The organism is Mesorhizobium sp. AR10, assembly GCF_024746795.1.
Taxonomy (GTDB): Bacteria; Pseudomonadota; Alphaproteobacteria; order Rhizobiales; family Rhizobiaceae; genus Mesorhizobium.
Window position 1 is genome coordinate 5,171,985 of record NZ_CP080524.1, and the last position, 24,982, is coordinate 5,196,966.

The 24,982-nt window shown below is 63.2% G+C and carries 27 protein-coding genes, 1 tRNA gene and 1 pseudogene; 11 read left to right on the plus strand and 18 right to left on the minus strand.

The features are described 5' to 3' along the window. Positions 1-75 precede the first annotated feature (75 nt). From LHFGNBLO_RS28800 to LHFGNBLO_RS28815, 4 genes are all read left to right on the plus strand, one after another. Positions 76-1,209 (plus strand): multicopper oxidase domain-containing protein, encoded by a 1,134-nt coding sequence (locus tag LHFGNBLO_RS28800; RefSeq protein ID WP_258602658.1) that lies wholly within the window; start codon positions 76-78, stop codon positions 1,207-1,209. Then, a complete protein-coding gene (locus LHFGNBLO_RS28805; RefSeq protein ID WP_258602659.1) occupies positions 1,206-2,393 on the plus strand; it encodes a ZIP family metal transporter in 1,188 nt (395 codons plus the stop codon). The genes LHFGNBLO_RS28800 and LHFGNBLO_RS28805 overlap by 4 nt, the downstream gene beginning before the upstream one ends. A 314-nt stretch (positions 2,394-2,707) precedes the next feature. Further along, the gene (locus LHFGNBLO_RS28810) at positions 2,708-5,380 is read left to right on the plus strand and encodes an EAL domain-containing protein (protein ID WP_258602660.1); all 2,673 of its coding nucleotides are present in this window, start codon (positions 2,708-2,710) and stop codon (positions 5,378-5,380) included. A gap of 168 nt (positions 5,381-5,548) precedes the next feature. Continuing rightward, a tRNA-Pro gene (locus LHFGNBLO_RS28815) sits at positions 5,549-5,625 on the plus strand. 328 nt (positions 5,626-5,953) lie between these two features. On the opposite strand, the gene LHFGNBLO_RS28820 is transcribed toward LHFGNBLO_RS28815, so the two are convergent. The 5 genes from LHFGNBLO_RS28820 to LHFGNBLO_RS28840 form a co-directional block, all read right to left on the minus strand. Next, positions 5,954-6,337, minus strand: a complete 384-nt coding sequence (locus tag LHFGNBLO_RS28820; RefSeq protein WP_258602661.1) for a type II toxin-antitoxin system VapC family toxin — start codon at positions 6,335-6,337, stop codon at positions 5,954-5,956. Then, positions 6,334-6,591: a type II toxin-antitoxin system Phd/YefM family antitoxin gene (locus LHFGNBLO_RS28825; RefSeq protein ID WP_258602662.1), complete on the minus strand. Its 258-nt coding sequence runs from the start codon at positions 6,589-6,591 to the stop codon at positions 6,334-6,336. Before LHFGNBLO_RS28825 ends, LHFGNBLO_RS28820 begins: the two co-directional genes overlap by 4 nt. Before the next feature lie 98 nt (positions 6,592-6,689). Beyond that, complete coding sequence (hdaA, locus tag LHFGNBLO_RS28830) at positions 6,690-7,391, minus strand: DnaA regulatory inactivator HdaA (protein ID WP_258602663.1); 702 nt, start codon at positions 7,389-7,391, stop codon at positions 6,690-6,692. Positions 7,392-7,396: 5 nt separating this feature from the next. Next, positions 7,397-8,575 (minus strand): AI-2E family transporter, encoded by a 1,179-nt coding sequence (locus tag LHFGNBLO_RS28835; RefSeq protein WP_258602664.1) that lies wholly within the window; start codon positions 8,573-8,575, stop codon positions 7,397-7,399. Then, on the minus strand, positions 8,547-9,104 hold the full coding sequence (locus LHFGNBLO_RS28840) for a CDP-alcohol phosphatidyltransferase family protein (RefSeq protein WP_258602665.1): 558 nt from the start codon (positions 9,102-9,104) through the stop codon (positions 8,547-8,549). The genes LHFGNBLO_RS28835 and LHFGNBLO_RS28840 overlap by 29 nt, the downstream gene beginning before the upstream one ends. Before the next feature lie 198 nt (positions 9,105-9,302). Between LHFGNBLO_RS28840 and purM the strand changes: the two genes are divergently transcribed. From purM to LHFGNBLO_RS28865, 5 genes are all read left to right on the plus strand, one after another. After that, positions 9,303-10,385 (plus strand): phosphoribosylformylglycinamidine cyclo-ligase, encoded by a 1,083-nt coding sequence (purM, locus tag LHFGNBLO_RS28845; protein ID WP_258602666.1) that lies wholly within the window; start codon positions 9,303-9,305, stop codon positions 10,383-10,385. Continuing rightward, positions 10,382-11,089, plus strand: a complete 708-nt coding sequence (purN, locus tag LHFGNBLO_RS28850; RefSeq protein ID WP_258602667.1) for a phosphoribosylglycinamide formyltransferase — start codon at positions 10,382-10,384, stop codon at positions 11,087-11,089. Before purM ends, purN begins: the two co-directional genes overlap by 4 nt. Before the next feature lie 65 nt (positions 11,090-11,154). Beyond that, on the plus strand, positions 11,155-11,442 hold the full coding sequence (locus tag LHFGNBLO_RS28855) for a type II toxin-antitoxin system ParD family antitoxin (RefSeq protein ID WP_258602668.1): 288 nt from the start codon (positions 11,155-11,157) through the stop codon (positions 11,440-11,442). Further along, positions 11,435-11,728, plus strand: a complete 294-nt coding sequence (locus LHFGNBLO_RS28860; RefSeq protein WP_258602669.1) for a type II toxin-antitoxin system RelE/ParE family toxin — start codon at positions 11,435-11,437, stop codon at positions 11,726-11,728. Before LHFGNBLO_RS28855 ends, LHFGNBLO_RS28860 begins: the two co-directional genes overlap by 8 nt. 16 nt (positions 11,729-11,744) lie before the next feature. Then, on the plus strand, positions 11,745-12,260 hold the full coding sequence (locus tag LHFGNBLO_RS28865; protein WP_258602670.1) for a SixA phosphatase family protein: 516 nt from the start codon (positions 11,745-11,747) through the stop codon (positions 12,258-12,260). Between the two features lie 146 nt (positions 12,261-12,406). Here LHFGNBLO_RS28865 and LHFGNBLO_RS28870 read toward each other — a convergent pair whose 3' ends face one another. The 8 genes from LHFGNBLO_RS28870 to LHFGNBLO_RS28905 form a co-directional block, all read right to left on the minus strand. After that, positions 12,407-12,616 (minus strand): DUF680 domain-containing protein, encoded by a 210-nt coding sequence (locus LHFGNBLO_RS28870; RefSeq protein ID WP_258602671.1) that lies wholly within the window; start codon positions 12,614-12,616, stop codon positions 12,407-12,409. A gap of 230 nt (positions 12,617-12,846) precedes the next feature. Further along, entirely contained in the window at positions 12,847-13,053 is a 207-nt protein-coding gene (locus LHFGNBLO_RS28875) for a DUF680 domain-containing protein (protein WP_258602672.1), read from the minus strand. A gap of 55 nt (positions 13,054-13,108) precedes the next feature. Continuing rightward, on the minus strand, positions 13,109-13,339 hold the full coding sequence (locus LHFGNBLO_RS28880) for a DUF680 domain-containing protein (RefSeq protein ID WP_258602673.1): 231 nt from the start codon (positions 13,337-13,339) through the stop codon (positions 13,109-13,111). Between the two features lie 54 nt (positions 13,340-13,393). After that, complete coding sequence (locus LHFGNBLO_RS28885) at positions 13,394-13,600, minus strand: DUF680 domain-containing protein (protein WP_258602674.1); 207 nt, start codon at positions 13,598-13,600, stop codon at positions 13,394-13,396. A gap of 385 nt (positions 13,601-13,985) precedes the next feature. Beyond that, on the minus strand, positions 13,986-14,363 hold the full coding sequence (locus tag LHFGNBLO_RS28890) for a response regulator (protein ID WP_258602675.1): 378 nt from the start codon (positions 14,361-14,363) through the stop codon (positions 13,986-13,988). A gap of 7 nt (positions 14,364-14,370) precedes the next feature. Beyond that, positions 14,371-16,626 (minus strand): PAS domain S-box protein, encoded by a 2,256-nt coding sequence (locus LHFGNBLO_RS28895; protein WP_258602676.1) that lies wholly within the window; start codon positions 16,624-16,626, stop codon positions 14,371-14,373. 121 nt (positions 16,627-16,747) lie between these two features. Next, positions 16,748-16,993 (minus strand): DUF982 domain-containing protein, encoded by a 246-nt coding sequence (locus LHFGNBLO_RS28900; protein WP_258602677.1) that lies wholly within the window; start codon positions 16,991-16,993, stop codon positions 16,748-16,750. Beyond that, positions 16,986-17,177, minus strand: coding sequence for a hypothetical protein (locus tag LHFGNBLO_RS28905; RefSeq protein ID WP_258602678.1), 192 nt, complete (start codon positions 17,175-17,177; stop codon positions 16,986-16,988). Before LHFGNBLO_RS28905 ends, LHFGNBLO_RS28900 begins: the two co-directional genes overlap by 8 nt. 196 nt (positions 17,178-17,373) lie before the next feature. Between LHFGNBLO_RS28905 and LHFGNBLO_RS28910 the strand changes: the two genes are divergently transcribed. After that, on the plus strand, positions 17,374-17,517 hold the full coding sequence (locus LHFGNBLO_RS28910; protein ID WP_258602679.1) for a hypothetical protein: 144 nt from the start codon (positions 17,374-17,376) through the stop codon (positions 17,515-17,517). Positions 17,518-17,641: 124 nt separating this feature from the next. Here the strand turns inward: LHFGNBLO_RS28910 and LHFGNBLO_RS28915 are convergent, their stop codons facing one another. Further along, the gene (locus LHFGNBLO_RS28915) at positions 17,642-17,899 is read right to left on the minus strand and encodes a hypothetical protein (RefSeq protein ID WP_258602680.1); all 258 of its coding nucleotides are present in this window, start codon (positions 17,897-17,899) and stop codon (positions 17,642-17,644) included. A gap of 430 nt (positions 17,900-18,329) precedes the next feature. On the opposite strand from LHFGNBLO_RS28915, the gene LHFGNBLO_RS28920 reads away from it, so the two are divergent. Beyond that, positions 18,330-18,503 (plus strand): hypothetical protein, encoded by a 174-nt coding sequence (locus tag LHFGNBLO_RS28920; RefSeq protein WP_258602681.1) that lies wholly within the window; start codon positions 18,330-18,332, stop codon positions 18,501-18,503. On the opposite strand, the gene dapB is transcribed toward LHFGNBLO_RS28920, so the two are convergent. The 4 genes and pseudogenes from dapB to LHFGNBLO_RS28940 form a co-directional block, all read right to left on the minus strand. Then, a complete protein-coding gene (gene dapB, locus LHFGNBLO_RS28925; RefSeq protein ID WP_258602682.1) occupies positions 18,504-19,280 on the minus strand; it encodes a 4-hydroxy-tetrahydrodipicolinate reductase in 777 nt (258 codons plus the stop codon). A gap of 14 nt (positions 19,281-19,294) precedes the next feature. Next, positions 19,295-21,400, minus strand: a complete 2,106-nt coding sequence (locus LHFGNBLO_RS28930) for a molybdopterin-dependent oxidoreductase (protein ID WP_258602683.1) — start codon at positions 21,398-21,400, stop codon at positions 19,295-19,297. A gap of 187 nt (positions 21,401-21,587) precedes the next feature. Then, positions 21,588-22,581 (minus strand): annotated as a pseudogene (locus LHFGNBLO_RS28935) (IS5 family transposase); the annotation flags it as partial. A 205-nt stretch (positions 22,582-22,786) separates the two neighbouring features. After that, complete coding sequence (locus tag LHFGNBLO_RS28940) at positions 22,787-24,664, minus strand: ABC-F family ATP-binding cassette domain-containing protein (RefSeq protein WP_258602684.1); 1,878 nt, start codon at positions 24,662-24,664, stop codon at positions 22,787-22,789. Positions 24,665-24,982 lie beyond the last annotated feature (318 nt).

Consider the following 24,982-nt stretch of genomic DNA (forward strand, 5'->3'; position numbering starts at 1 on the left):
AATTAAGCCGTTGCTATATTTAACAGCTAACGCTATTCTCGCAGTTCAAAGTGGGAATTTGCGAGGCAATCTGGAATGGTCGATGTCGGGATGTGGGTGCGTGACAGGATAAGCCGACGTTCCATCTTGACCGGAAGTCTGGCCGCCGTGGGCGGCACGGCGATCGCGGCCCGCAGCGCGCGCGCTCAGTCCGCTCCGCATGCCGGTCACGACATGGCGGCGACGGCTCCCGCCGACGCTGCGGCTCAACACATGAATGCGCATGGCGCGATGGTCACCGTCGGCGAGGTCGACAACGCCGCCAACGGTTTTGACCCGAGCCTGATATTGACCGACTGGGAGCGAGGGACAGTCTCGTCGCTGCCCGACGGACGCTCGCTCAGGACATTCGAGGTCACGGCCGAGGACAAGACGATCGAGATCGCGCCCGGCGTGTTCTTCCCGGCATGGACCTATAACGGCCGCGTTCCCGGTCCGGCGCTGCGCGCCAAGGAAGGCGAGCGCATTCGCGTCGTCTTCAAGAACAATGGCTCGCATCCGCACTCGATGCATTTCCACGGCATTCATTCCGCCCGCATGGATGGAATTCCCGGCGCCGGGCTGGTCGATCCGGGTGGCGAGTTCGTCTACGAATTCGACGCCAGGCCGTTTGGCTGCCATCTCTATCATTGCCATGCCTTGCCGCTGAAAAGGCACATCCACAAAGGCATGTACGGCGCCTTCGTCATCGACCCGGACCCGGATCGCCATCCCGACCAGGCGGATGTCGCCCGGTCGCGGCTGCTCGACACGCCCGAGAATGCCGGCTGGCAGGAGCTGGTGATGGTGATGAACGGGTTCGACACCAATTTCGACGAAGAGAACGAATTCTACGCCGCCAACACCATTGCCCACGCCTATGCCAAGACGCCGATCCGCATCGTGCGCGGCAAGCCGGTGCGCATTTATCTCATCAATGTGCTGGAATTCGATCTCATCAACTCGTTTCACCTGCACGGAAACTTCTTCGACTATTTCGATCAGGGCACGACGCTGACGCCGACCTTGAAAACGGTCGATCTGATCATCCAGTGCCAGGCCCAGCGCGGCATCCTGGAATTCACCTTCGCCGAGCACGAACCGGGGCTCTACATGTTCCACGCGCATCAAAGCGAGTTCACCGAACTCGGCTGGATGGGCATGTTCGACGTGGTGGAGGCGCTGGCATGAGCAAGGTCGTCGCAGCCGGTTCGCCGGCAAGGCCGCGCAGCCATTGGCTGTGGATCGGCCTGCCCCTGGCAGCGCTCGCCATCGCTGTGGCGTGGATCCTCGCCGTCAATCCGCTGCAGGGATTTTCAAATGGCGCGCCCGCTGTCGAGAAGCTGACGTTCGAGCGCACCGTGATCGACACGTCCGGCCTTCACCTGCTTGTGCGAGGCGGCGGCTCCGAGCCGATGACGATCGCCCAGGTCCAGGTCGACGGCGCCTACTGGCAATTCACCCAGGACCCGCCTGGCGTCATCGCGCGCGCCTCCACGGCGTGGATCAACCTGCCCTTCCCCTGGGTTCTGGGCGAAACCCACACGGTCAACCTCGTCACCAATACGGGCGTGACCTTCGAGCATATGATCGAGGTTGCCGTTCCGACGCCGACCGTCACCGCCGGGCAGCTCAAGCTGCAGGGATTGGTCGGCATCATCGTCGGCGTGCTGCCTGTCGCCATCGGCCTCATGTTCTATCCGGCGCTGCGCGGTGTCGGGCAAAGCGGCATGAACTTCCTGCTGGCGCTGACCATCGGACTGCTGGCCTTCCTGCTGATCGACACGATCGAGGAATCCTTCGACCTTGTCGGGACCGCCGCCGCCGTCTTCCAGGGGCCGGTGATGGTGGTGCTGGCGGGTCTGGCCAGCTTCCTTGTGCTGATGGCGATCGGACGGCGAAGCGGCACGCCGACAGGGCTGGCGCTGGCCACTTATATCGCGCTCGGCATCGGCCTTCACAATCTCGGCGAAGGTCTTGCCATCGGCGCCGCCTTCGCGGCCGGCTCGGCTAGCCTCGGAACCTTCCTGGTGCTCGGCTTCACCTTGCACAACGTCACCGAAGGCATCGGCATTGCCGCACCGATCCTGAAGCAGCGACCGCCGCTGTGGACGTTCGTCGGCCTGACCTTGCTCGCCGGCGGGCCTGCCGTGGTGGGCATGTGGCTCGGTAGCCTTGCCTATGCGCCGCAATGGTCGGCTCTTGCGCTGGCCATCGGCGCCGGCGCCATCCTGCAGGTCATCGTCGAAGTCGGCGCCTATCTGATGCGCAGCAACCAGAAAGGCCTCGATGCCTGGTTCACACCACCGGTCATGGGTGGCCTGGCGGCCGGCGTCGCCTTCATGTACGCGACGGCCGCCTTGGTGAAGGTCTGAGCTGACAGGGTTCCCAAAACCTCCGCCCTACGGGCCACCGGCGCCACCATGGGCGGCTCTGAAGGTCGACGTGCTGCCGCACAATTGACCGCCCATCTCGCCGCCGCGCTGCCGGGTCGGACGCTCTGCAGCCGGCAAGCCGGCCGATCCGATCCTTGAAGTCAACGCACCGGTGATCTGGGCAAAACTCCTGCCGGCACATGCAAAACATCGACAATTGGATGTCTGCGCGACAGATCGCGAAAATCCCCTGGCGCGATTGCAAGTCAAAGTTAAGTAGTTCAGGCTAACGTAACTGCGGCCCCGGTTCGGGCATGGAGGCAAAACAGGTCAACGCGCTCTTGGCAGTTTTCGACATCAGCTACGGCCGCATCCGGCAGGCCGTGCTTTCGCCGGCCAATATTCCGGCCGCGATTGCTGTTGTCGTCATCGCGATCTGCGCGGTCTTTGTCGACCACCAAAACCAACTTGTCTCCCAGCAGGCCGCGCGCGCCGATGTGCGCGACAGGGTCAATCTCGTACGGGCCAAGCTGGAGGGCAATATCAACGGCAGCCTGTATCTCGTCAGGGGGCTGGTCGCCACGATCATGACCGAGCCCTATATGGGTCAGCAGCGTTTTTCGTCACTGGCAGCGAACGTGGTCAGCAAGGATTCGCTGTTGCGCAACATTGCCGGCGCGCCGGACCTCGTCATATCGCTGATGTATCCCATGGCCGGCAACGAAAGGGCCATAGGCCTCGACTACCGCAAGGACGCGTGGCAGCGGGAAGCGGCGCTGAGGGCGCGCGATCAAGGCAAGCCGGTCCTTGCGGGACCAGTCGATCTCAGACAGGGCGGCCAGGGCTTCGTCGGCCGCTTTCCGGTCTTCGTCAAAGGTGCCGCCAACACCGACCGCTTCTGGGGCATCGTCTCGGCGGTCATCGATGTCAACCGTCTCTACAAGGCCAGCGGCCTGCTCGACCCGGATCTCGGCCTCGACATCGCGATCACCGGCAAGGACGCGAAAGGCGTCGCTGGAGCCCGCTTCTTCGGCAGCGACGACGTGGCGCGGGACAATCCGGTGACGGCGGACGTCCTGTTGCCGTCCGGTTCATGGCAGATCGCCGCCGTTCCAAAGGGTGGCTGGGCGGCGGTGTATGGCGACCCCTGGCTGTTGCGGGCAATCATGGCAGCCGCGGCCCTGGCAATGGTGGTGCCGATCCTGGTGGCCAGCCGCCTGGTGGGGGAGCGGCAGCGCAACTATTCCGAGCTGCGTCGCCTGTCGCGACGCCTGGAAATGGCGCTCGAAGCGTCGGCGATCGGAGTCTGGGAGCACGACCTCGCCAGCGGCTCGCTGGTGTGGGACGACCGGGTCAACGAGATCTATGGCAAGGAACTAGACGGCAAGCCGCGCGGCTATGAGGACTGGGCCGGAGTCATCCATCCGCTCGATCTGCCCCGGGCATTGCAGGATTTTGACGCCGCGGCCGCCACCAAGGGACCTTACTCGTCGGAGTATCGCATCGTTCGTCCGGACGGCGAGATCCGCTACCTGCGCGCCCGGGCGAGCTACTACCAGGACGGCAACGACACACCAAAGTTGATCGGCGCGGAGTGGGACGTGACCGCCGACGTGCTTCTCAACAAGGATCTGGAGCGGGCACGGCAGCTTTCGGAATCGCGGAATTCGGAGCTCGAACTCGCCAAGTCGCGCATCGAGCACAATGCGATGCACGATTCGCTGACTGGCCTGCCGAACCGGCGCTTCCTGGACGAGATACTGGAAGGGTTCGGCCGCGAACCAAGCGGCGACCAAATCGCGCTTCTGCACATCGACCTCGACCGCTTCAAGCAGATCAACGACACGCTCGGCCACGCCGCGGGCGACGCGATGCTGGTTCATGCCGCGACGGTGCTGAAGTCCAACGTCCGCGAGCAAGATTTTGTCGCCCGCATCGGTGGCGACGAGTTCGTGGTGGTCAGTCGGAATTGCGACGACCAGAACCTCGCCCAGCTTGCCGAGCGGATCATCGCCGAAATGCGCTTGCCGGTTTACTATAAGGGTCAGCAGTGCCGCTTCGGCGTCAGCGTCGGCATTGCCACCGACAACGGACGCGAGCTCGTCGGCAAGGACATACTGGTCAATGCCGACATCGCGCTGTACCGGGCCAAGAGCAATGGCCGCAACCGCTATGAATTCTTCTCCGCTGACCTGCAAAAGAAGATCGTCAGCACAAAACGGGTCGCCGACGAAATCCTGGGCGGCCTCGAGCGCCAGGAATTCGTCGCCCATTACCAGCTGCAGTTCGACGCAAGGACGCTCGATATTGCGGGCGTCGAGGCGCTGGCGCGGTGGAAGCACCCGACGCGGGGAATTCTTCCTCCGGAACACTTCCTGAGCATCGCGGAAGAGCTGAACGTCGTTTCGACGATCGACAGGACAGTCCTCGAGCAGGCGCTGACCTGCTTCGACGAGTGGTCGGCCGAAGGCCTCAAAATCCCCCGCGTGTCAGTCAATGTGTCGGCGCGACGGCTTCATGACGAGGAGCTGATCAAGGGCCTGTGCGAGCTGGACATCAAGGCAGGAACGGTCTCCTTCGAACTCGTCGAGTCGATCTTCCTCGACGACAACGACGATCTGGTGAGCTGGAACATCGAGCAGATCAAGCAGCTCGGCATCGACATCGAGATCGACGATTTCGGCACCGGCTACGCCTCCATCGTCAGCCTGCTCAAGCTGCGGCCGCGGCGCCTGAAGATCGACCGCCAGCTGATCAGTCCGATTGTCGCGTCCGAGCAGCAAAGGCAGCTTGTCGCATCGATCATCGAGATCGGCAGGTCGCTGGGCATCGAGGTCATCGCGGAAGGCGTCGAAACCATGGAGCATGTCCGCATCCTGCAGACGCTTGGCTGCGACATGCTGCAAGGCTATGCCTTCGGCCACGCCATGGATTCCGACACGCTCAAGGCGTTTGTCCGGTCACGGCGATGGCGCGCGACGGGATAGAGCCCCGTCCCGATGGGATCGGGATAGGCTCTGCCCAGTTTGCGAGATGATCAACCACGGTTTTGGCTGTCTTTGCGTGTCGCCTTTTGCAACATCCAGCCGTTTGTTGCGGTTTCGTCGTTTAGGGGTTGCGCGGCTGCGCCCGGAACCTTATACGCCGCAAGGCCTCGGAGTGTAGCGCAGCCTGGTAGCGCATCTGGTTTGGGACCAGAGGGTCGGGAGTTCGAATCTCTCCACTCCGACCATCCTCTCATTTTCCCTTCCACCGATCTTGCCGGCAGCGGGCAATGAGAGCCGCTCAGGTCAAACCCATCGTTGTGGAGGTTTTCGCGCTGGGCGCCACTTCTGAAAGGCAAGCTCGCCGGGCGAGAACCCCAACCGCCTCACTCCCGACGAGCCTACAACCTGATTTGGAACGCAATCAGGACCGGGGTTAGCCGGCAGAACTGGTGTTGCAAGACAGATGCCAGAAGATCTTTCCCAAAATGGGACAGTGTAGCATCCGCATTGCCTCTGTATTTGGCATTTGCGGTACGACAAGCAGCTCCGCCAGCGGACGGATCTTTCCTCTTGTCACAGCACGCTTTCTATGTCGGTCTTCGAAAAATCGTCGCCGACATAGAGCAGGCGGCAGGCATGTGCCTTCGCCACCTCATAGGCAAAACAGTCGCCGAAATTGAGCGCGGCCGGGTGGATGCCCTTGCCCCATTGCGCATACGCCTCGGCAATGCGCCGGGCCGAGGCCGGCGTCACAGCCACCACCTCGAAACCGAGCCCGTCGATCAGGCTCGACAGCTCGGCGGCAATCTCGCGCCGCGCCGCAACGATCAGCGCCTCGGCGACGGTGCCGGAGGAAATCAGGAGGTCGTTCTCGGTTTCGAGCGCGGCGATGCAAGCGCCGGCCTGGGGTTCGTCAAGTATGATCGCTATCAGCGCTGAGGTATCGACCGCGATCATCCGGGCAAACCATCGTCGCCATAGAGGAAATCCTGGCTGCGCGCTGCGGATGGTCCAGCCTTCGCCTTGGCAGCACCCGCTGCCCGCGCCGCCTCCAGCAGCGCACGGCGGCCTTTTCTGTCCGGCATCGCCTTGACCGGAACCAGCCGCACGGCGGCATGGCCGTGGCGGGTCAGGATCACTTCGTCGCCGGCCTCGGCACGACGCACCAGTTCGGTCAGTTGGCCTTTGGCATCGGTGACGGATACCTGCATTGGTCGCTCCTCAAATGGACCAGAGCATGGTCCACATTTAGGCAATAAATAGACCATTCAATGGTCCATTACAACCAAGACTCTCAAGGCAAGACCGCCTAAATCTCGAATTCGCCCTGCCCCTCGTCCATGGCGCTGACGGTCTCGGCGGCGAGCGCCCTTGTGATCGGCGTCTTGCGTTCCAGCGCGGTGCGGTCGAGCCGTTCGACAACCCGCATGGCGGTCGCCAGCGAGCGCTCGATGCGGCGCACCAGATACTGCACGACATGCGGCTCGACCTCGACCTGACGGTCGGCGAACAGTTTGGTGATGACGCCGGCCAGCAGCAGGTCGTCGGGCTCGTGGATCTCGACCGTCGCCGCCGCCTTCAGCCGCGACGCCAGGTCGGGCAGGCCGACGCCCCAGGCGGCGGGAAAGCGCCGCGCCGTCAACAGCAATGTCGAGCCAGCCCCGAGCACCGCATTGATCAGGTGGAACAATCCCGCTTCGTCGACCGGGGCGGCATCGACATCGTCGATCAGGGCCGGGTGTGCACCGAGATTTGCCATGCAATCGCCGATGCGCCTGGCGTCGACCCTCACGGCATCGGCGCGGGTGCGCCAGATCGAGGCGAGATGGGTTTTGCCCGAGCCGGCCGGGCCGGCCAGCACGACCACCGGCGAGGGCCAGTCCGGCCAGCGGTCGACCAGCGCCACCGCTTGGGCATTGGTGCCGGAGACGACGAGATCGTCGCGCGAATAGCCGGTGCCGTGGCCGAGATCGAGCGGCAGCTGACGTGGCGGATCGGGCTGGTCTGCCATCAGACTCAGGCCTGCGGCCCCCGGCGGCGGCGCGCCGGCAGCGGCGGAACCGGCTCCTCGGAGTGGCCCTTGTAGAGTGGCGATTCGAGATAGCGCGCGATGGCAAAGCGCACCAGCACGGCAACCGCGGCCGAGGCCGGCACTGCGATCAACAGGCCGACGAAGCCGAACAGCACGCCGAAGGCAAACAGCGCAAACATCAGCCACACCGGATGCAGGCCGACGCTCTTTCCCACCAGCCTGGGCTGCAAAATGTTGCCCTCGATGAACTGGCCGACGAAGAACACGCCGGCCACCGCCGCCACCATGGTCCAGTCGGGCCAGAACTGGACGAAGGCGACGCCGACGGCCAGCACCAGCCCGGTCAGCGAACCGACATAGGGGATGAACGAGATCAGCCCGGCGAAGAGGCCGATGAGGATCGCGAAATTCAAGCCGGTCAGCGTCAGGCCGGTGGCATACATGGCGCCCAGCACCAGGCAGAGCGTGCCCTGGCCGCGCACGAAGCCGGCGGTTGCCGTGTTGATGTCCTTGGCGATGCCCCTGACGGTATGGACATAGTCGCGCGGCACCCAGCTATCGACGATCGCCACCATGCGGTCCCAGTCGAGCAGCATGTAGAAAGCGACGACCGGCGTGACCACGAACAGGCTGACCACCGACACAAGTGCCACACCGGAGCTCCAGATCGAGGTGAACACCGTGGTCAACAGGCCGAAGCCGGAGGTCAGCAGCGAGTTCAGCCCGTCGCGCAGGCCATTGGCGTCGACGCCGAATTTCTGTTCCAGCCATTTCGGATCGTAGCTGGTGATCAGGCTCTGCAGCCGGGTCAGATATTCCGGCAGCTTGCCGGCGAAATCGGCCATCTGCGTGGCCAGCACCGGAATGAGGATGACGAAGGCCAGCACCAGGACGACGATGAAGGCAATCAAGATGACCACCGTTGCCATCAGCCGCGACAGGCCGAGCCGCTCCAGCCGGTCGGCGACCGGATCGAGGAAATAGGCCAGCACCATGCCGGCGACGAAAGGCAACAGGATGCTGGAGAAGACATAGAGGAATAGCGCCAGCAGGACGGTGGTGATCAGCCAGAAGCGGATCTGGCGGCGAAACACGCCGGACGCGGCGGCCTCAGCTGCCGCTGCCGCTTCATCGTCAGGTGCCCGGAGTGGAGCCTTCGCCATAGCCGCTCATATGCCTCAGCCAAGCCACGAGATAGGCTGCGGCCGAAGCCACGGTCAAGACCCCGGACAGCAATATGAGCGCCGGCCGCAGCGGATCGAGGTGAATGGCAAAGGCGAGTTCGCCCAGCACCACCGCCGCCAGCACGATCTGGATGGCGGTGTTGGCCTTCGACACGAACAGCGGCTTCATCTCGACCGGATGGGCCATAACAGTGGACAAAACGACGGCGCAGACGATCAACGCATCGCGCGACACCATGGTGACGACCAGCCACAGCGGCAATTGCCCGATAAAGCCCATGACCACGAACACCGAGACCAGCAGCAATTTGTCGGCCATCGGATCGAGATAGGCGCCGAGCTGAGAATGCTGGTTGAAATGGCGGGCAATGAAGCCGTCGACGCCATCGGAAATGCCGGCAACGAGGAAGCCGGCAAAAGCCCAGTCCCAGCGCGCCTGCAGCATCGCCAGCACCACGGCCGGCATCAGCACGAAACGCATGATCGTGATCATGTTGGGGATGGTCAAACGTGTGTCCTGTCGCTTTTGTTTTGTCGATACATGATGGAGACTGGGGGTGCGTACAAGGACCAACGGCGAAAGGCCGGCTGTCCACGCTTTTATCGGGGGCAAAAGCCCGCCACTCGGCCGTCATCCTTGCGAGGCGCGGCCGTTCATGCGAAGAGCCCGCAAGCGAGTGAAAACAGCGACAGGCAAGCGCAACAGATGAGCAAAGCGCCAGACATGAGCAAGCGCAAGAATGGGCTCACTTATGCCGAAGCGGGCGTCGACATCGATGCCGGTAATCTCATGGTCGAGAAGATCAAGCCGCTGGTGCGCGCGACGCGCCGGCCGGGCGCCGATGGCGAGATCGGCGGTTTTGGCGGCCTGTTCGACCTCAAGGCCGCCGGCTTCACCGACCCGGTGCTGGTCGCCGCCAATGACGGCGTCGGCACCAAGCTGAAGATCGCCATCGATGCCGGCAAGCACGACACGATCGGCATCGACCTGGTCGCCATGTGCGTCAACGACATCGTCGTGCAAGGTGCCGAGCCGCTGTTCTTCCTCGATTATTTCGCCACCGGCAAGCTCGACCCCGACCAGGGGGCTTCGATCGTCGGCGGCATAGCCGAAGGCTGCCGGCAGGCCGGCTGCGCGCTGATCGGCGGCGAAACGGCGGAAATGCCCGGCATGTATCACGGCAACGACTACGACCTTGCCGGCTTTGCCGTCGGCGCGGCCGAACGCGGCCAGCTGTTACCAACCGACGACATCGTCGAGGGCGACGTGCTGCTTGGCCTCGCCTCCTCAGGCCTGCATTCGAACGGCTTTTCGCTGGTCCGCCGCGTCGTCGCCGTCAGCGGCCTCGCCTGGAGCGATCCGGCGCCTTTCAACGACGAGGCGACATTGGCCGAGGCGCTGCTCGAGCCGACGCGCATCTATGTCAAGTCGATCCTGAAGGCGATCCGCAACACGCACGGCATCAAGGCGCTGGCTCACATTACCGGCGGCGGCTTTCCCGAAAACATTCCGCGCGTGCTGCCCAAGGATTTTTCCGCCGAGCTCGACCTCAACGCCATCGATGTGCCACCTGTCTTTTCCTGGCTGGCGAAAACCGGCGGCGTGGCGCCAGAAGAGATGATGCGCACCTTCAACTGCGGCGTCGGAATGATCCTCGTCGTCACCTCCGGCCAGGCGGCGCAGGTCGCGGCCGTGCTGCAGGAGGCCGGCGAGACGGTGACGCCGATCGGCCGCATCGTGCCGCGCCGCGACGCCGGCGTCATCTATCGGGGCTCGATCGGCCTATGAACAAGAAACGCACCGTGGTGCTGATCTCGGGACGCGGCTCCAACATGACGGCGCTGATCGCCGCCGCCGGTGACCCGGCCTATCCCTCGGAGATCGTCGGCGTCATTTCCGACCGGGCCAACGCCGCCGGCCTCGGCATCGCGGCGGCGCGCGGCATCGCCACCAAGGTCATCCAGCGCTCCGACTATGCCAGCAAGGAAGCCCATGACGGGGCGATCGATGCGGCCCTGGTTTCGTTCGGCGCCGAGATTGTGGCGCTGGCCGGCTACATGCGCATCCTCGGCGCCCGCTTCGTCGAGAAATGGCTGGGCCGGATGGTCAACATCCACCCTGCCCTCTTACCGGCCTTCAAGGGCCTCGACACCCATGCCCGCGCCTTGCGTGCGGGCATCCGCATCCATGGCTGCACGGTGCATTTCGTCACGCTGGACATGGATGACGGCCCGATCATCGCCCAGGCGGCGGTGCCGGTGATGGTCGGCGACAATGAGGATACGCTGGCCGCGCGGGTGCTGAAGGCCGAGCACCGGCTCTATCCGCTGGCGCTGGGGCTGGTTGCCGAAGGCAAGGCGCGCATGGAAGGCGGGCGCACCGTGCTTGCCCACTTCGCCGACGATGCCGACAACGGCACCTCGGTGGTCATGGCGCCCGACCCGCTGCGCGAAGAGACCGACTTCGAACATCTGGCGCGCATCACGCCGTGAAAGCCTGGTCGCCTTCTTGAACATGGTAGCAAATATTGCTACCATGTCGGCAAGGAGACAAGTTGATGGCGACGGTCGAAAAAGTCAGCGTGGCGCTTTCCCCGGAACTTCTGGGCATGGTCAAGGGCGCCGTGGCCAGCGGGCAATACGGGTCGGCAAGCGAAGTGATCCGCGAAGCCTTGCGCGAATGGCGGCTGCGCCAGCCCTTGCGCGAGGCCGAAGCCGAGCGACTGCGGAAAGCGTGGACGGAAGGTCTGGAGAGCGGTCCGTTTGCGCCTTTCGACATCGAGGACATCAAGCAGAAAGCCCGCAGCCGGTTCAGCGACGTCGCCAAAAAACAGCGAAATGGCTGACATCCGCATCGTCCGCAGCCCAGCGGCCGAAAACGATCTGATCGACATCTGGTTTGGTATTGCCGGGGACAGTCCGCCTGCCGCGGACCGCTTTCTGGACGCGATTGCCGAGCGCATCCTGCAACTGGCGACCTTCCCCGAATCCGGCCCGCGAAGACCAGACATCGGCGCCGAAGTGCGGGCGTTGACGATCGGCAATTATCTCGTGCTCTATCGCCTGGCCGAGCAGCGCGTCGAGATCGTCCGCGTCGTACATGGCGCACGCGATGTCTCGGCGCTGTTTTGAAGGGCTGCTGAAAACGATGAAACAGTTGCTGCTGCTGCGTCACGCCAAGTCGAGCTGGGACGATCCCGATCTCGGCGATTTCGACCGGCCGCTTTCGGGGCGCGGGTTGAAGGCAGCGCCTTTGATCGGACGCGAACTGGCCCGGCGCGGCTGGCTGCCCGATCTGGCGCTGGTGTCGCCGGCGCTGCGCACCCGCGACACATGGCGGCTGGTGGCGGCGCAATGGCCGGCGAGCGTGCCGACGGAGTTTGCCGAGGCACTCTACCAAGCCAGTGCGGCCGATATTCTCGGCCAGGTGCAGCATGCAGGCGCATCGGCCGACACCTTGCTCGTGCTCGGCCACAATCCCGGACTGGAAGCGTTCGCGCCCCGGCTTGCCGGCGACGGATCGGATACGAAAGCGCTGAAAAGGCTTGGAGAAAAATTCCCGACTGGCGCCCTTGCCCGCTTTGTTGTCGATGGCGAATGGGCAAACCTTGGCTTCGGCAGGGCTCGGCTGACGCATTGCCTCAGGCCGAAGGATCTGGGCTAGGTCGCGATCACTGGTCTGCGCGAAAGACCATGTCTAGGGCGGAACCCTGCTGAAATGATTCAAGTTGCGGGGATCGCTTTCGGCTGGACAAAAAAAGAGCGGCGGGACAAGCCCGCCGCCTTGAGGTCTTTCGGAAACGAAAACAATCAGTGATTGCCGAACAGGTTGCGGTCGGCGCCCTGGATCAGCGGCTTCTGGACGGACGCGTCCGACGTCTTGGTCGAAGCCGTCATGGTGGTGTCGACCGCGGCACTCGGCTGGTTGGCATTGTTGTTGCCATAGTGGTCGCTGCCAGCGGCAAAAGCGGTACCCGTGGCGACGAGGATGGCGGCAGCGGTAAGAGCGATCTTTTTCATGTCAAATACTCCTGGTTTCGAGTTGTGGGGTGATCAGGCTCGATTACCGGCCATCGGCCCTTGTCTCCCCTTTCGCCTCCACTCGGCACCTCGTTACAGGGCTCACCGCTTCGTGATAGGCAGTTGATTCAGCCTTTGGCCATAAGCCAAGCTCGACAAAATAGCCGACCCCACAAAAGCAAAGCGGCGGGACAAGCCCGCCGCTTTGAGGTCTTGATGAACCTGATCGTTCAGCGGTTGCCGAACAGGTCGCGGTCGCTGCCCTGGGTAACCGGCTTCTGGACAGGCGCGTCCGACTTCTTGATCGAAGCGGTGTACGAGTTGTCGACGTTGGCAACCGGCTGGTTGGCGTTTTTTGAGCCATAGTGGTCGCTGCCGGCAAATGCGGTGCCCGTGGCGACGAGGATAGCGGCGGCGGTAAGAGCGATCTTGGTCATGTCAAATACTCCTGATTTCAAGGATTGATGTTTCGAGGGGTTGGGTGGTCCGCGCTTAGCGGCCCCAGATGCCCTGGCCAGACTGAGCCGGCACCTTGGCATTGGCGTCACCCTGTGCCTTTTCAGACTTCAGGATCGAGCCGGTGTGCGAGGTGTCGATGCCGGAAGACGACTGGCTGACAACCGGCTGGTTGGCATCGTTGTCGCCATAGTGGTCGCTGCCGTGGGCAAAAGCGGTGCCGGTGGCGATGAGGACAGCGGCGGCTGTGAGTGCGATCTTGGTCATTTTAACTACTCCTGATTTGGAATTTGCGTGACGGGACGGGTTCGGGGAACGCGATTAGCGGTTGCCGAACAGGTTCCGGTCGCTGCCCTGCGTGACGGGCTTCTGGACGGTCTCGTTCGACTTCTTGATCGAAGCGGTGAACGAGCTGTCGACAGTCGCGGTCGGCTGGTTGGTGTTTGCTGAGCCATAGTTGTCGCTGCCGGCAAAAGCGGTGCCCGTGGCGACGAGGATGGCGGCGGCGGTAAGAGCGATCTTGGTCATTGTAAGTACTCCAGTAGTTCCTTGTTCTGTCCGTCAAGTGGCGTGCCTTGGGAGGAATTCGCGTCGCTCGGACCACCCCGAAATGGGTTGGCAGTTCTGCGGTTTCCAATCACGAAGATGTTCCACCAGCACCGTGAATCCGGGACTTGAAATCCGACATAAGGCGCGGGCGGTAGGAATTTTTCTTGTGATATCAGTCAGTTATTGGAATGCACCTGTCTCGGCATCCCTGCTGTTCCCGAACCGGCGTTCACCCCATCCTGCACGGTCTGTCAACAGAAACGAACCGTTCGGTTCGATTTATTTGACCAAGGGCGGATCATTCACTTTTTCGACGCGTGAGACGTCTATTGTGCCTGCGGCGCAGAGGACGGTTCCGGTCGACCTAGGACAGCAGTTGGCGAATGGTGGTTGCGACCTTTTCCGGCGCATAAGGCTTCGGCAGGAAAATGCCGCCTTCAGGGAGCGCGTCGCGCACAGGCTGCTGCTTGCCCGATGTGACGATGATCTTGACTGGTGGCCAGCGGTCCCGAACGGCGGCAGAGAGCTTCAGGCCGTCCATCGAGCCAGGCATGTCAATGTCGGTAAACAGGAGCGAGATGTCCGGCTGGGTCTCAAGCAGATGGATGGCCTGGTCGGCATTGCTGGCTTCAAAGACGGTGAAGCCTGCCTCACGCAGGTCGTCGGCGATGGCGTACAAAAGGAAGGCCTCGTCTTCGACGACCAACACAGTTGCGCGAGTCTGGGTCCTGGACACGGTCATTATCTAGTCAGCACTGCGACGTTGGCAACTGCGGTTGTGGAGCGGTCAGCACACATTCGACGCCGTCCGGATGGTAGTCCAGCCGCACCGACCCTCCGAAGTCGGTGCCAAACACACGCTCGATCAGGAAGCGTCCGAAACCCTTGCGGGTCGGTGGCGTGACGGTCGGCCCGCCTGTCTCACGCCAACGCCAGACCAACTGTCTTTCGCCCGCGACAACCGGCTGCAGCGCCCATTCGACGGTCACCTTGCCCTCGGGTGTCGAGAGCGCACCGTATTTCAGCGCATTTGTACCCAGCTCGTTGACGGCAAGAGCCAGAGTTAGCGCCATCTTTGGATTGATCGGCATGGCCGGACCGGAAATCGATATCTGCTCGATCGGGAATGCGGTCATGGTGTTGTCGATCACCTCGCGAATCGAGGCGCTGGTCCAGCGGGTCTTGTTCAGGATGTCATGCGCGTTGGCCAATGCCCGCAGCCGTTCGTTGAAAGCGGCACTTGCCGTTTGGATGTCGGTGTTGCGCAAGGTCTGCGACGCTATCGCAGCCACCATGGCGAGAATGTTCTTGATCCGGTGTTCAAGTTCGTGGGTCAGGAGTTCCTGCCGCGCCTGCGCCTGCCGGCGATCGGTAATGTCCTGCATGACGCCGAACATCTTGACCGGCTTGCCGGTTTCGTCGCGCACGAAGTCTATATGACGGGAAAGCCAGCGCAGCTCTCCGGTGTCGACTCGGCGTATCCGGTATTCGACGTTCGGTACCGCCGAGCCTTGCTTGCGAGTGTCCTCGTTGGAGCGGATGTCCTTGTCCTCGGGGACGACGATGCTTTCCAGCACGCTGATGTGGACGCTGTCGCGCGGGCTGAGGCCCCATAGGTCCCAAAAACCTTCGGAGCCGTACACATTGCCGGTTTCAATATCGAGCTCGAGCGCCGCGATGCCGGCCGCATTCTGCGACAGCTGCAATCGCCGCTCGCTTTCGCGGAGGGCCTGCGCCGCCTGCTTCTGGTCGTCGATATCGGTGTTGGTGCCGATCCACTGCAGGATCGTGCCGTTGGCGTCGCGGATCGGAACCGCGCGGGCGATGTACCAGCGATAGGCACCATCCAGCCTCCGCAGCCGGAATTCCGTCTCGTAGAAGACGCCGGTCGACAGGGCATCGCTCCACTTTCGGGCGGCATTGGCAATGTCATCGGGGTGCACCAGCCGCGCCCACCCCTGCCCGTCGAGCTCGCCTGGCGCGGCGCCGGAATAATCGTAGACACGCGGGTTGAACCAATCGAGCATTCCATCGGGCGACGCTGTCCAAACATGGTTCGGCATCGCCTCGGCGAAGGTACGGAACTGCGCTTCGCTCTGGCGCAGCGCCTGCTCGGCGATCAGACGATCGGTGACGTCGACGCCCTGGACGAAGATACCGATGGTGTCCCCTGTTGGGCTGCGCACTGGCTGGTAGACGAGGTCGATGAAGCGATCTTCCCTGGGTTCATCCGGGGAGCGCTGCAATTCGGCTTTCAAGGCATAGCCGACAAAGGCTTCGCCACTGTTGAAGACCTGATCAAGGAGTTCGTAGAAGCCCTGGCCGGCAATGTCTGGCAAGGCCTCGCGCACCGGCTTGCCGATCACATCGCGGTGGCCGACAAGTTGCCTGTAAGCAGCGTTGGTGAGTTCGAAGATGTGGGCTGGTCCCGACATCATCGCCATGAAGCCCGGCGCCTGCTCGAACATCTGGCGCTGGCGGTCGCGTTCGCTCTTCTGCCAGCGCTCGGCGGCCACCTTTGCCGTTGTCTCGACCACGATGGCGATGACGCCGGCGGGTTTTCCGCGTTCGTCGAGGACCGGAGAGTAGTCGAGGTCCATCCAGACCTGTTCCGGCGTTCCCGAGCGGTTCAGCGTCAGCTGGTCGCGGTAGGCAAGCGTGCCGCCAGCGAGGCAAACCTTCATGACATGGTCGTTGAAGTCGGCCACCTCCGGCCAACCTTCCCTCACCTTCGAGCCAAGCAACTGCGGATGGCGTCCACCGGCAAAGACGGCATAGGCGTCGTTGTAGATCATGACGCCATCGGCACCCCATAGCGTGACGATGGGCACCTGCGACCGCAGGATCAGCGAAATCGACGTCTTCAAGCTTTGCGGCCAGGTTGCGATCGGTCCGAGCGATGTGGATGCCCAATCGAACCCGGCTACAAGACAGCCGAGTTCGCCACCACCGGCAAGAAACGCAAGATCATGATTGTCGGGAGGAGCGGCGTCGGATGCTAGCATGCTGGCTCAAATGGAGTGCATGGAAGGTGACCGGCACACTTACCGAACCATGATCGATGAATCGGCTCTTCCTTAGCGGGTGCTAAATTTGTTGAAATTTTTATCTTCGCACCATGATCCATCATGACCTTGGCACAAGGATGCCTGCGTGGGCGCACAGCGCAGCGAAGGCTTCCTGCGCCTCCGCAGCTGTGGCTTTGCCTTCCAGAGCCGCTTCGACCCGTCCTCTGGCCGCTTGGTAAAAGCGGCCACGGCGGACGTAAGGCCAATCGATAAGCGTTTCGCAGGCGCCTTGCAGCGTCGTCACCTCGCGAATCGTGTTTACCGACTGGATTCGCAACGGCGTCGAAAGCGGAACATCAACCATCGCAGCGCTCCTTTACATATTGCTCGCGTCGCGACTTGGCGCCTTGGGTCGATGCGCGGCCAGCTGCCTTATCTTGACCGGCGGTGCAGGAGGTCGATGGTTGACCCGCAATGCCGGTGCCATGTGCCCGTCGCCACAACAAGGCTGCCGAAAGCTCGGCGAGAAGGCTCTTGACACTCTTCATGCTTTTCTCCCCCGTTAACCCGCCGCGATAACTCACAAGCGGTTTATCGGTTCCACGACAGGGGCGGGATCATTTCGGCGGTTGAAAAATGGCGGCACGTCGGTGCCACGCGCTCCAGCCATCAACCCTGGTGGAACAGGCGGCTCTTGTGCGCGTTGTTCCAACACGTTCCTATCCCAGCAAGCGAGTGCAAATCATGAGAGAGTCAATCGGCACCGCCACCGTCATCGTCTCGATAGCCGTGGCCATCGCGCTGCTCTTCATGGCACCCAAGGGGTTTCAGCTTTCGGCGCCGGATCCAATCGTCAACTCCGACGCTTCAGAGGTCAGCCTGCCGTGATCAGGTATTGAGATACCGCCGTCACTCGACCACGTCACAAAGCGCGTCGCGCGTCCGAAGAATTCCCAGGCAGTGACTTGATGGGTCGTGACGCAGCATGATAGGCGCTGCTATTTCCAGGTGACTACTGCTTCTTGCCATTGGTGAATTCCTGCTCGACCGCGTCCAGGAGATCGCGTGCGGACTTCCGGGCGGCCTTGCTCTCACCACGCAACCGATCTGCTTGCGGTATTCGCCGGAAGGCGTCCTCGAGCTTCTTTTCCATCTCCATCGCCTTGGGAGCGACGTGGGCCGCAGCGACCCTGGCCAGCTTCCGAGCCTGCTGATCAGTCTCCATGTCGCTATTCAATGCGTCACGAACATCCGACAGTTTCCTGGCCATGGCAGCTTCCCAATTTACTATATCCGCATTTCTGAACGGACATCGCCGGTTATTGTTCCTGCGCGAGCCTGGACGCCCCGTCAGAGGTCTTCTTCAGCAATCGTGCCGGGCGATACATTCTTCGAGGTCGCCGACCTCTTCCTCTATCTCCTCCGGCGCTATTCCCTCAGCTCCGCATCCGCCATGCACCGGGTTGCTATCTCGGCGACAACATCGACGCCACTTGGCAAAACGATGGGGTGATCGACGCGCTTTTATCCACGGACCCAGGAAGTGGCGGACGGATTGATATGTGCCTCGACTTCCGGGGCCAGAACAGCGTCTGTGGAGTGGTTGATTTTGATCCATTCGAACCGCCTCGGGTCGCAACTTTTGGTTGGAACGATTGTTCGCTTGGGTTGTTCTCCTCAACGGTTTGGGGAGGGCGGCTTTGTCTGGGATCAGAAATCTCGAAGACACTTTGAAGGTCACTATTGCCGGACTGAGGAGACTGCGAAAAACTGTGTCGGACGCAGGTCAGATCCACGCCATGCAAGACATCGACACGCTTTTGCATCTCGCCCAGATCGAAGCCGAACGACAGCTGACAGCTCTCGAAAGCTGATCAATCTCCACCAAACCCCAGCACGTCGCGCATGCCGTAAGCGCCGGGTGGGCGTCCTGCCAGCCAAAGCGCGGCGGCGATGGCGCCGTGAGCGAACATGACGCGGTCGCTGGCCGAATGCGACAGGGTGACGATCTCGCCCTCGGCCAGGAAGCTGACGCTGTGCTCGCCGACGATGCCGCCGCCGCGCATCACCGCAAAACCGATCTCGCCTTGCGCGCGCGGGCCGGTGATGCCGTCGCGAGACCGCCTGGCGATGGCGTCCAACTCGCCACCGCGCCCCTTGGCGGTGGCCTCGCCCAGCATCAGCGCCGTGCCGGAAGGCGCATCGAGTTTGTGGCGGTGGTGGGCCTCCGAGATTTCGACATCCCAGTCGGGATCGAGCGCCCGCGCCGCTTGTTCGACCAGCCTCAGCAACATGTTGAGCCCGAGCGAGAAATTGCCGGAGCGCACGACGGCGATCTTTTTCGACGCGGCAGTGATGGCGGCAAGCTCGGTGGCGTCGAAGCCGGTCGAGCCGATGACAAGCGCCGGCCCGCCACGGGCGGCGCACAACTCGGCCAGTGCCGCCGAGGCAGCGGGCGTGGTGAAGTCGATGACCACATCGGCCGATACGAGCGCCTCTTCGCGGCTGACCAGCCCCGCGCCGCTGGCGCCGGGCCTATGGAAGCGAGCGGCGAGCGCCAGCCGCGTGTCGGCCTCGACGGCTTCCGCCATCTGCCGGCCCATGCGGCCGAGCGCGCCTGATATGGCGATCCTGAGGAGCGGCTGGGGCAAGGCTGGCGAACCCCTCAAAGCGCGCGCAGCCAGACCTTGTTGTCGTGGAGTGCCGCACCGCCATAGGGCGCCGGGGCATCGGAACCGGTCAGCACGTTGATGCCCTCGCCGCGCTCATGGGCGCTGTTGGGCCAGATACCTTCGGCGATCACGACGCCGCGCTTGATGCCGTTGAAGAATTTTGCGTGCAGCACCACTTCGCCGCGCGTGTTGCCGACCTCGACGCGGCCGCCATCAGCCAGCCCGAGTGCCGCCGCATCGTCGGGATGCAAAAGCAGTTCCGGCCGACCCTCCTTGGCTTTCGAGACCGGTGTTTCGGAAAAGGTCGAGTTGAGGAAATTGCGCGCCGGCGAGGTCGTCAGGCGGAACGGGTGTGCTGCGTCCGCCACCTCGATCAGGTCGACGTGATCAGGGAATTCCGGCAGGCTGGCCACCGGCCCGAACAGGCCCATGCTTTTCGGCGGCCGATTGGGTGCCGCCTGCCCGGTCCAGTCGGCGCGGAAATGGAACTTCTTGTCGGCATGGCCGAAGCCGTCGATGAAATGCGCAGCCTCAAAGTCCGGCTGCAGGTCGACCCATTTTTGCTCCTCGAGGCTGGCGAAGCTGCCCAGCCCGCGCTTGCCGAGGATGATGTCGATATGCTGCTGCTCGGTCAGGCCGAAGCCCGGCCGGTCGGCAACGCCAAGCCTTTTGCCGAGCTCCTCGATGACGAAATGGTTGGTGCGCGGTCCTTCCGGCGGGTCGATCAGCTTGGGGCCGAGCGTGATGTGCTGGTTGCCGCCGCCCTTGTAAACGTCGTCATGCTCCAGAAACATCGTCGCCGGCAGCACGACATCGGCCAGCTTGGCCGTATCGGTCATGAACTGTTCGTGCACGCAGGTGAAAAGATCGTCGCGCAGGAAGCCTTGCTTCACCAGCCGCTGCTCGGGCGCGACATTGACCGGATTGGTGTTCTGGATCAGCAGTGCCGTCACCGGCGGCCCGCCATAGAGCGCATCTTCCGCGCCGGTCAGCACCGGGCCGATGCGCGAATGGTCGAGATGGCGGACGTTGGGATCGCGCATGTCAGCCCATTCAAGCACATCCTGGTTGAGCTTGAAGATGCCGGAATTGGAATGGAAGGCGCCGCCGCCCTCATACTGCCAGCAGCCGGTGACTGCGGCGATGGACGCCGCCGCATGCATGTTGACCGAGCCGTTGCGCTGGCGCGAGAAGCCGTAGCCGAGACGGAAATAGGTTTTCCTGGTCGTGCCGACGAGGCGGGCGAAGGCCACGATCTCGGCGACCGAAAGCCCGGTGATGTCAGCGGCCCACTCCGGCGTTTTTGTCCTGAGATGCGCTTCCAGCCCTTTCGGGTCGTCGGTGAACTTTTCGAGATAGGCGCGGTCGGCCATGCCGTCGCGAAACAAGACATGCATGACCGCGCAAGCCAGCGCGCCATCGGTGCCGGGCTTCAGCACCAGGCCGAGATCGGCCTGCTTCATCGTCGCATTCTCGTAGACATCGATGACAACGATCTTCGCGCCGCGTTCCTTGCGCGCCTTGATGGCGTGGGTCATGACATTGACCTGGGTGACCACGGCATTGGTGCCCCAGATCACCACGCAGTCGGATTTGGCCATCTCGCGCGGGTCGGGACCGCGCAAGGCCCCTGCACCCATCATCCAGCCGGTCCAGGCCAGATTGGTGCAGATCGAGCCGAAGAAGCCGGAGTACTTTTTTGCATGCCGCAGTCGCTGGATGCCGTCGCGCTGTACCAGCCCCATCGTGCCGGCATAGTAATAGGGCCACACCGTCTCGGAGCCGTGCTTCTCTTCGGCCGCGATGAACTTCTCGGCGACGAGGTCGAGCGCCGCCTCCCAACTCGCTTCCTTCCAGGCGCCCTCGCCCTTGGCGCCGGCACGGATCAGCGGCTTCAGCAACCGGTCGGGGTGATGGACGCGGTCGGCATAGCGGGCGACCTTGGCGCAGATGACGCCTGACGTGTAGCTGTTGGCCTTGGCGCCATGAACGCGGCCGATGCGCTTGCTGTCGAGCAGTTCGACCTCGAGTGCGCAGGTCGACGGGCAATCATGCGGACAGGCCGAATGGCCGATGCGGAGCTTGGCGTGCTGGTTCATGGGGGCGACGTTAGCCGGTTCCGAATGTGGCGTGTAGGGCCAGATGAGACCTTCCCTTCTCCCCTTGTGGGCCTGTTGCGTTACTAGGGTGGGAGGGCAAGAGGAGAAGTAAGGGCCAATTCGGAGTGCCCTTCGGCGCGGGCCTGTCGCCGGATGGGTTAGGGTTTGGCGTGTTGGGCGGATTTCGGGCGCAGTGCGGCCCTGGATCAGGTCGCCAGCGTCACCCAGCGGCGCATGTTGAAGGCCATGACGGCGATGAGAACCTGCCCAGCCGCCTTGGCCAAGCCGCGATAGCGGATGGCGCGAAGCCGCATGCGGTTCTTCCATGTGGCAAAGGTGGTCTCGACAGCGAAACGCTGCCGCGCGATCAGCCGGTTGAAGCGCTGCAGGCGCGCCGGCAATTGCGGATGATGCTTGTTGGCCCGCCGCATCAGCCGCGGCTTGATCCCACGCTCCTTCAGCGACAACTCGCGCGCCTTGGTATGATAGGCCGCATCCGCCAACACCGCGCCTTCGTCGCCACAGATGAGATGGTCTGCTTCCACCGTGTCGTTGACGTTGGCCGCCGTCGTCCTCACCCGGCGGATCAGGCCGGACCCCTGGTCGACGCCGACATGCGCCTTGTAGCCATAGGAGGAGCCAGGCTTGCCCTGCCGGCGCGTGAAGCCGGCATCGGGATCGCCAGCCTCGCCGGCCTCTTGCGCCGCTCCACTGGGCGGCCGTGCCGCTGCCGTCTCGATAACGGTGGCGTCGAGCATCGTGCCGCGCCGCAGGATCAGCCCCGCCTTGTCCAGCTGATGGTCCAGTTCGCCGAACAGCTTCTCCAGAAGCCCGGCCTCGACGAGAAGATTGCGAAAGCGGTTGAGCGTGGTGTGGTCGGGCACCGTCTCCTCGAGCGTCAGGCCGACGAAGCGCCGAAACGACAGCCGATCGGCGAGCGCCTCCTCCAACTCGCTGTCCGACAGCCCGTACAAGGACTGCAGAAGCAGTGCCTTGAACATCACCAGCGAACTGTAGGCAGGACGGCCCGGGCCGCCGGGCGAGCGCAGCCGCGCCAGGATCTTCTCGAAGCGATACCACTTCACAAGCGACGACAGCCGGTCCAGCCGCCCGCTCCGACCAAGACCCTGCGGAAGCAGAGCCTCCACAAAACTGAACTGCCCGCTCGGCTTCGTCGTCATCGAACGATCCTCCTGTCAAAAACAGGGAATCACAACCAGCCAATTTTGCAACAGGCCCCTTGTGGGAGAAGGTGGATCGGCGCGCAGCGCCGAGACGGATGAGGGGTGCTGGACGGAATGAAGCGCCGGTGTCCTCTGGAGCACCCCTCATCCGTCGCCTTCGGCGACACCTTCTCCCACAAGGGGAGAAGGGAAGAACCCGCCCCTACTCCGCCGTGCCTTCCTCATACTCGGCCGACATCGACAGCCATTTTTCCTCATGGCCGGCCAGTGTCTGGGCCAACTGCGAGCGTTCCTTGGCCAGCCGCGTCGCGGTCGACGGATCCCTTTCGTAGACCGCCGGGTTGGAGAGCTCGTCCTCGATGCCGTCGATGCGCTTGCGGATGCGGTCCATCAGCGCCTCGGTGGCGCGGATTTCCTTGGCCAGTGGCTCGAAGGCGGCGCGGCGCGCTGCCGCATCGCGGCGGCGGTCGGCCTTTGACGCCTTTTCCGCCTCGCGCTTGCCGCGGCGGTCGCCCGACACGCCGGTGACCAACGTCTTGTAGTCCTCGAGGTCGCCGTCAAACGGGTTGACTGCGCCGTCCTTGACCAGCCACAGCCGGTCGGCCGTCGCTTCCAGCAGATGGCGGTCGTGCGAGATCAGGATGACGGCGCCAGGAAACTCGTTCAGCGCATGGATCAGCGATTCACGGCTGTCGATGTCGAGATGGTTGGTCGGCTCGTCGAGGATGAACAGGTTCGGCCCCTCGAAGGCCGACAGGCCCATCAGCAGCCGCGCCTTCTCGCCGCCGGACAGGTCCTTGGCGGCGGTGTTCATCTTTTCGGTGGTCAGGCCTAACTGAGCAACGCGGCCGCGCACCTTCGATTCCGGCGCTTCCGGCATGAGCCGGCGGACATGCTCATAGGCGTTTTCGTCCGGCCTCAGATCGTCAAGCTGGTGCTGCGCGAAGATCGCCACCTTCAGCCCGGGCGCCACCGTCATGGTGCCGGTCTCCTGCTTGAGACGGCCGGACAGAAGCTTGGCGAAGGTCGACTTGCCGTTGCCATTGGCGCCGAGCAGCGCGATGCGGTCGTCGGCATCGATGCGCAGCGTCATCTTCTTCAGGATCGGCTGGCCCTCGGTATAGCCGACATTGACGTTGTTCAGCGCCACGATCGGCGAGGCCACCGTCTTCACCGGCTCCGGGAAGGAGAACGGCCGCACCGTGTCGTTGACGATGGCGGCGATCGGCTTCATCTTCTCCAGCGCCTTGATGCGCGACTGCGCTTGCCTGGCCTTGGAAGCCTTGGCGCGGAAGCGCTCGACGAAGGACTCCATGTGCTTGCGCGCGGCTTCCTGCTTGACGCGGCCCTTCTCCTGCAATTCGCGCTGCTCGGTGTATTGGCGCTCGAACTGGTCGTAGCCGCCGCGCCAGAAGGTCAGTTTCTTCTGGTCGAGATGGACGATGGAGTTAACGGCACGGTTGAGCAGGTCGCGATCATGCGAGATCAGCAGCACCGTGTGCGGATATTTCGACACGTAATTTTCCAGCCACAGCGTGCCTTCGAGGTCGAGATAGTTGGTCGGCTCGTCGAGCAGCAGCAGGTCGGGTTCGGCAAACAGCACTGCGGCGAGTGCCACGCGCATGCGCCAGCCGCCGGAGAAGGACGAGGCTGGGCGGCGCTGGGCGTCGTCATCGAAGCCGAGACCGGCAAGGATGGTGGCCGCGCGTGACTCGGCTGAGTGCGCGTCGATGTCCGCCAGCCGCATGTGGATGTCGGCGATGCGGTGCGGATCGGTCGCCGTCTTTTCCTCTTCGAGCAGAGCGGAGCGTTCGAGGTCGGCCTTCAACACGATCTCGATCAGCGGCTCTTCGGTGCCGGGCGCTTCCTGCGCCACCTGGCCGATGCGGGTGTTCCTGGGCAGACCGATCGAGCCGGTCTCGGAGGCGAGGTCGCCGGTGATCGCCCTGAACAGCGTCGTCTTGCCGGTACCGTTGCGGCCGACAAGCCCGGCCTTGGTGCCGGCCGGCAAGGTCAGCGAGGCATGGTCGAGAAGCAGGCGTCCGGCCATGCGGAGCGAAAGGTCTGAAATAACAAGCATGGCCGCGCTTTTGCACGGGACGTCAGCGCTTCGCAAGACCTTGCGGGCCGGTTGACCGCATAAGGCATGAAAACGGTCAGAAGCAGTGGGGCCGGATTGGGGGCCTTGTCTGCGAACCTTGTGTCAGCTCTCAGCGACCCGCCGAAGCAGACCGCACCAGGCCTACTCCTGAAACGCGCCAGCGCCCATCGCCGCGCGATCCTGGACGATGTTGCATTCAATTGAATCAAATGGATAGTTGATCATGCGCTTTGTCCGGCTCGTGCCAAGAGTCGACGACCGTCGACGGGCTAGAACGTTCGATTTTTTCTTGCAGAC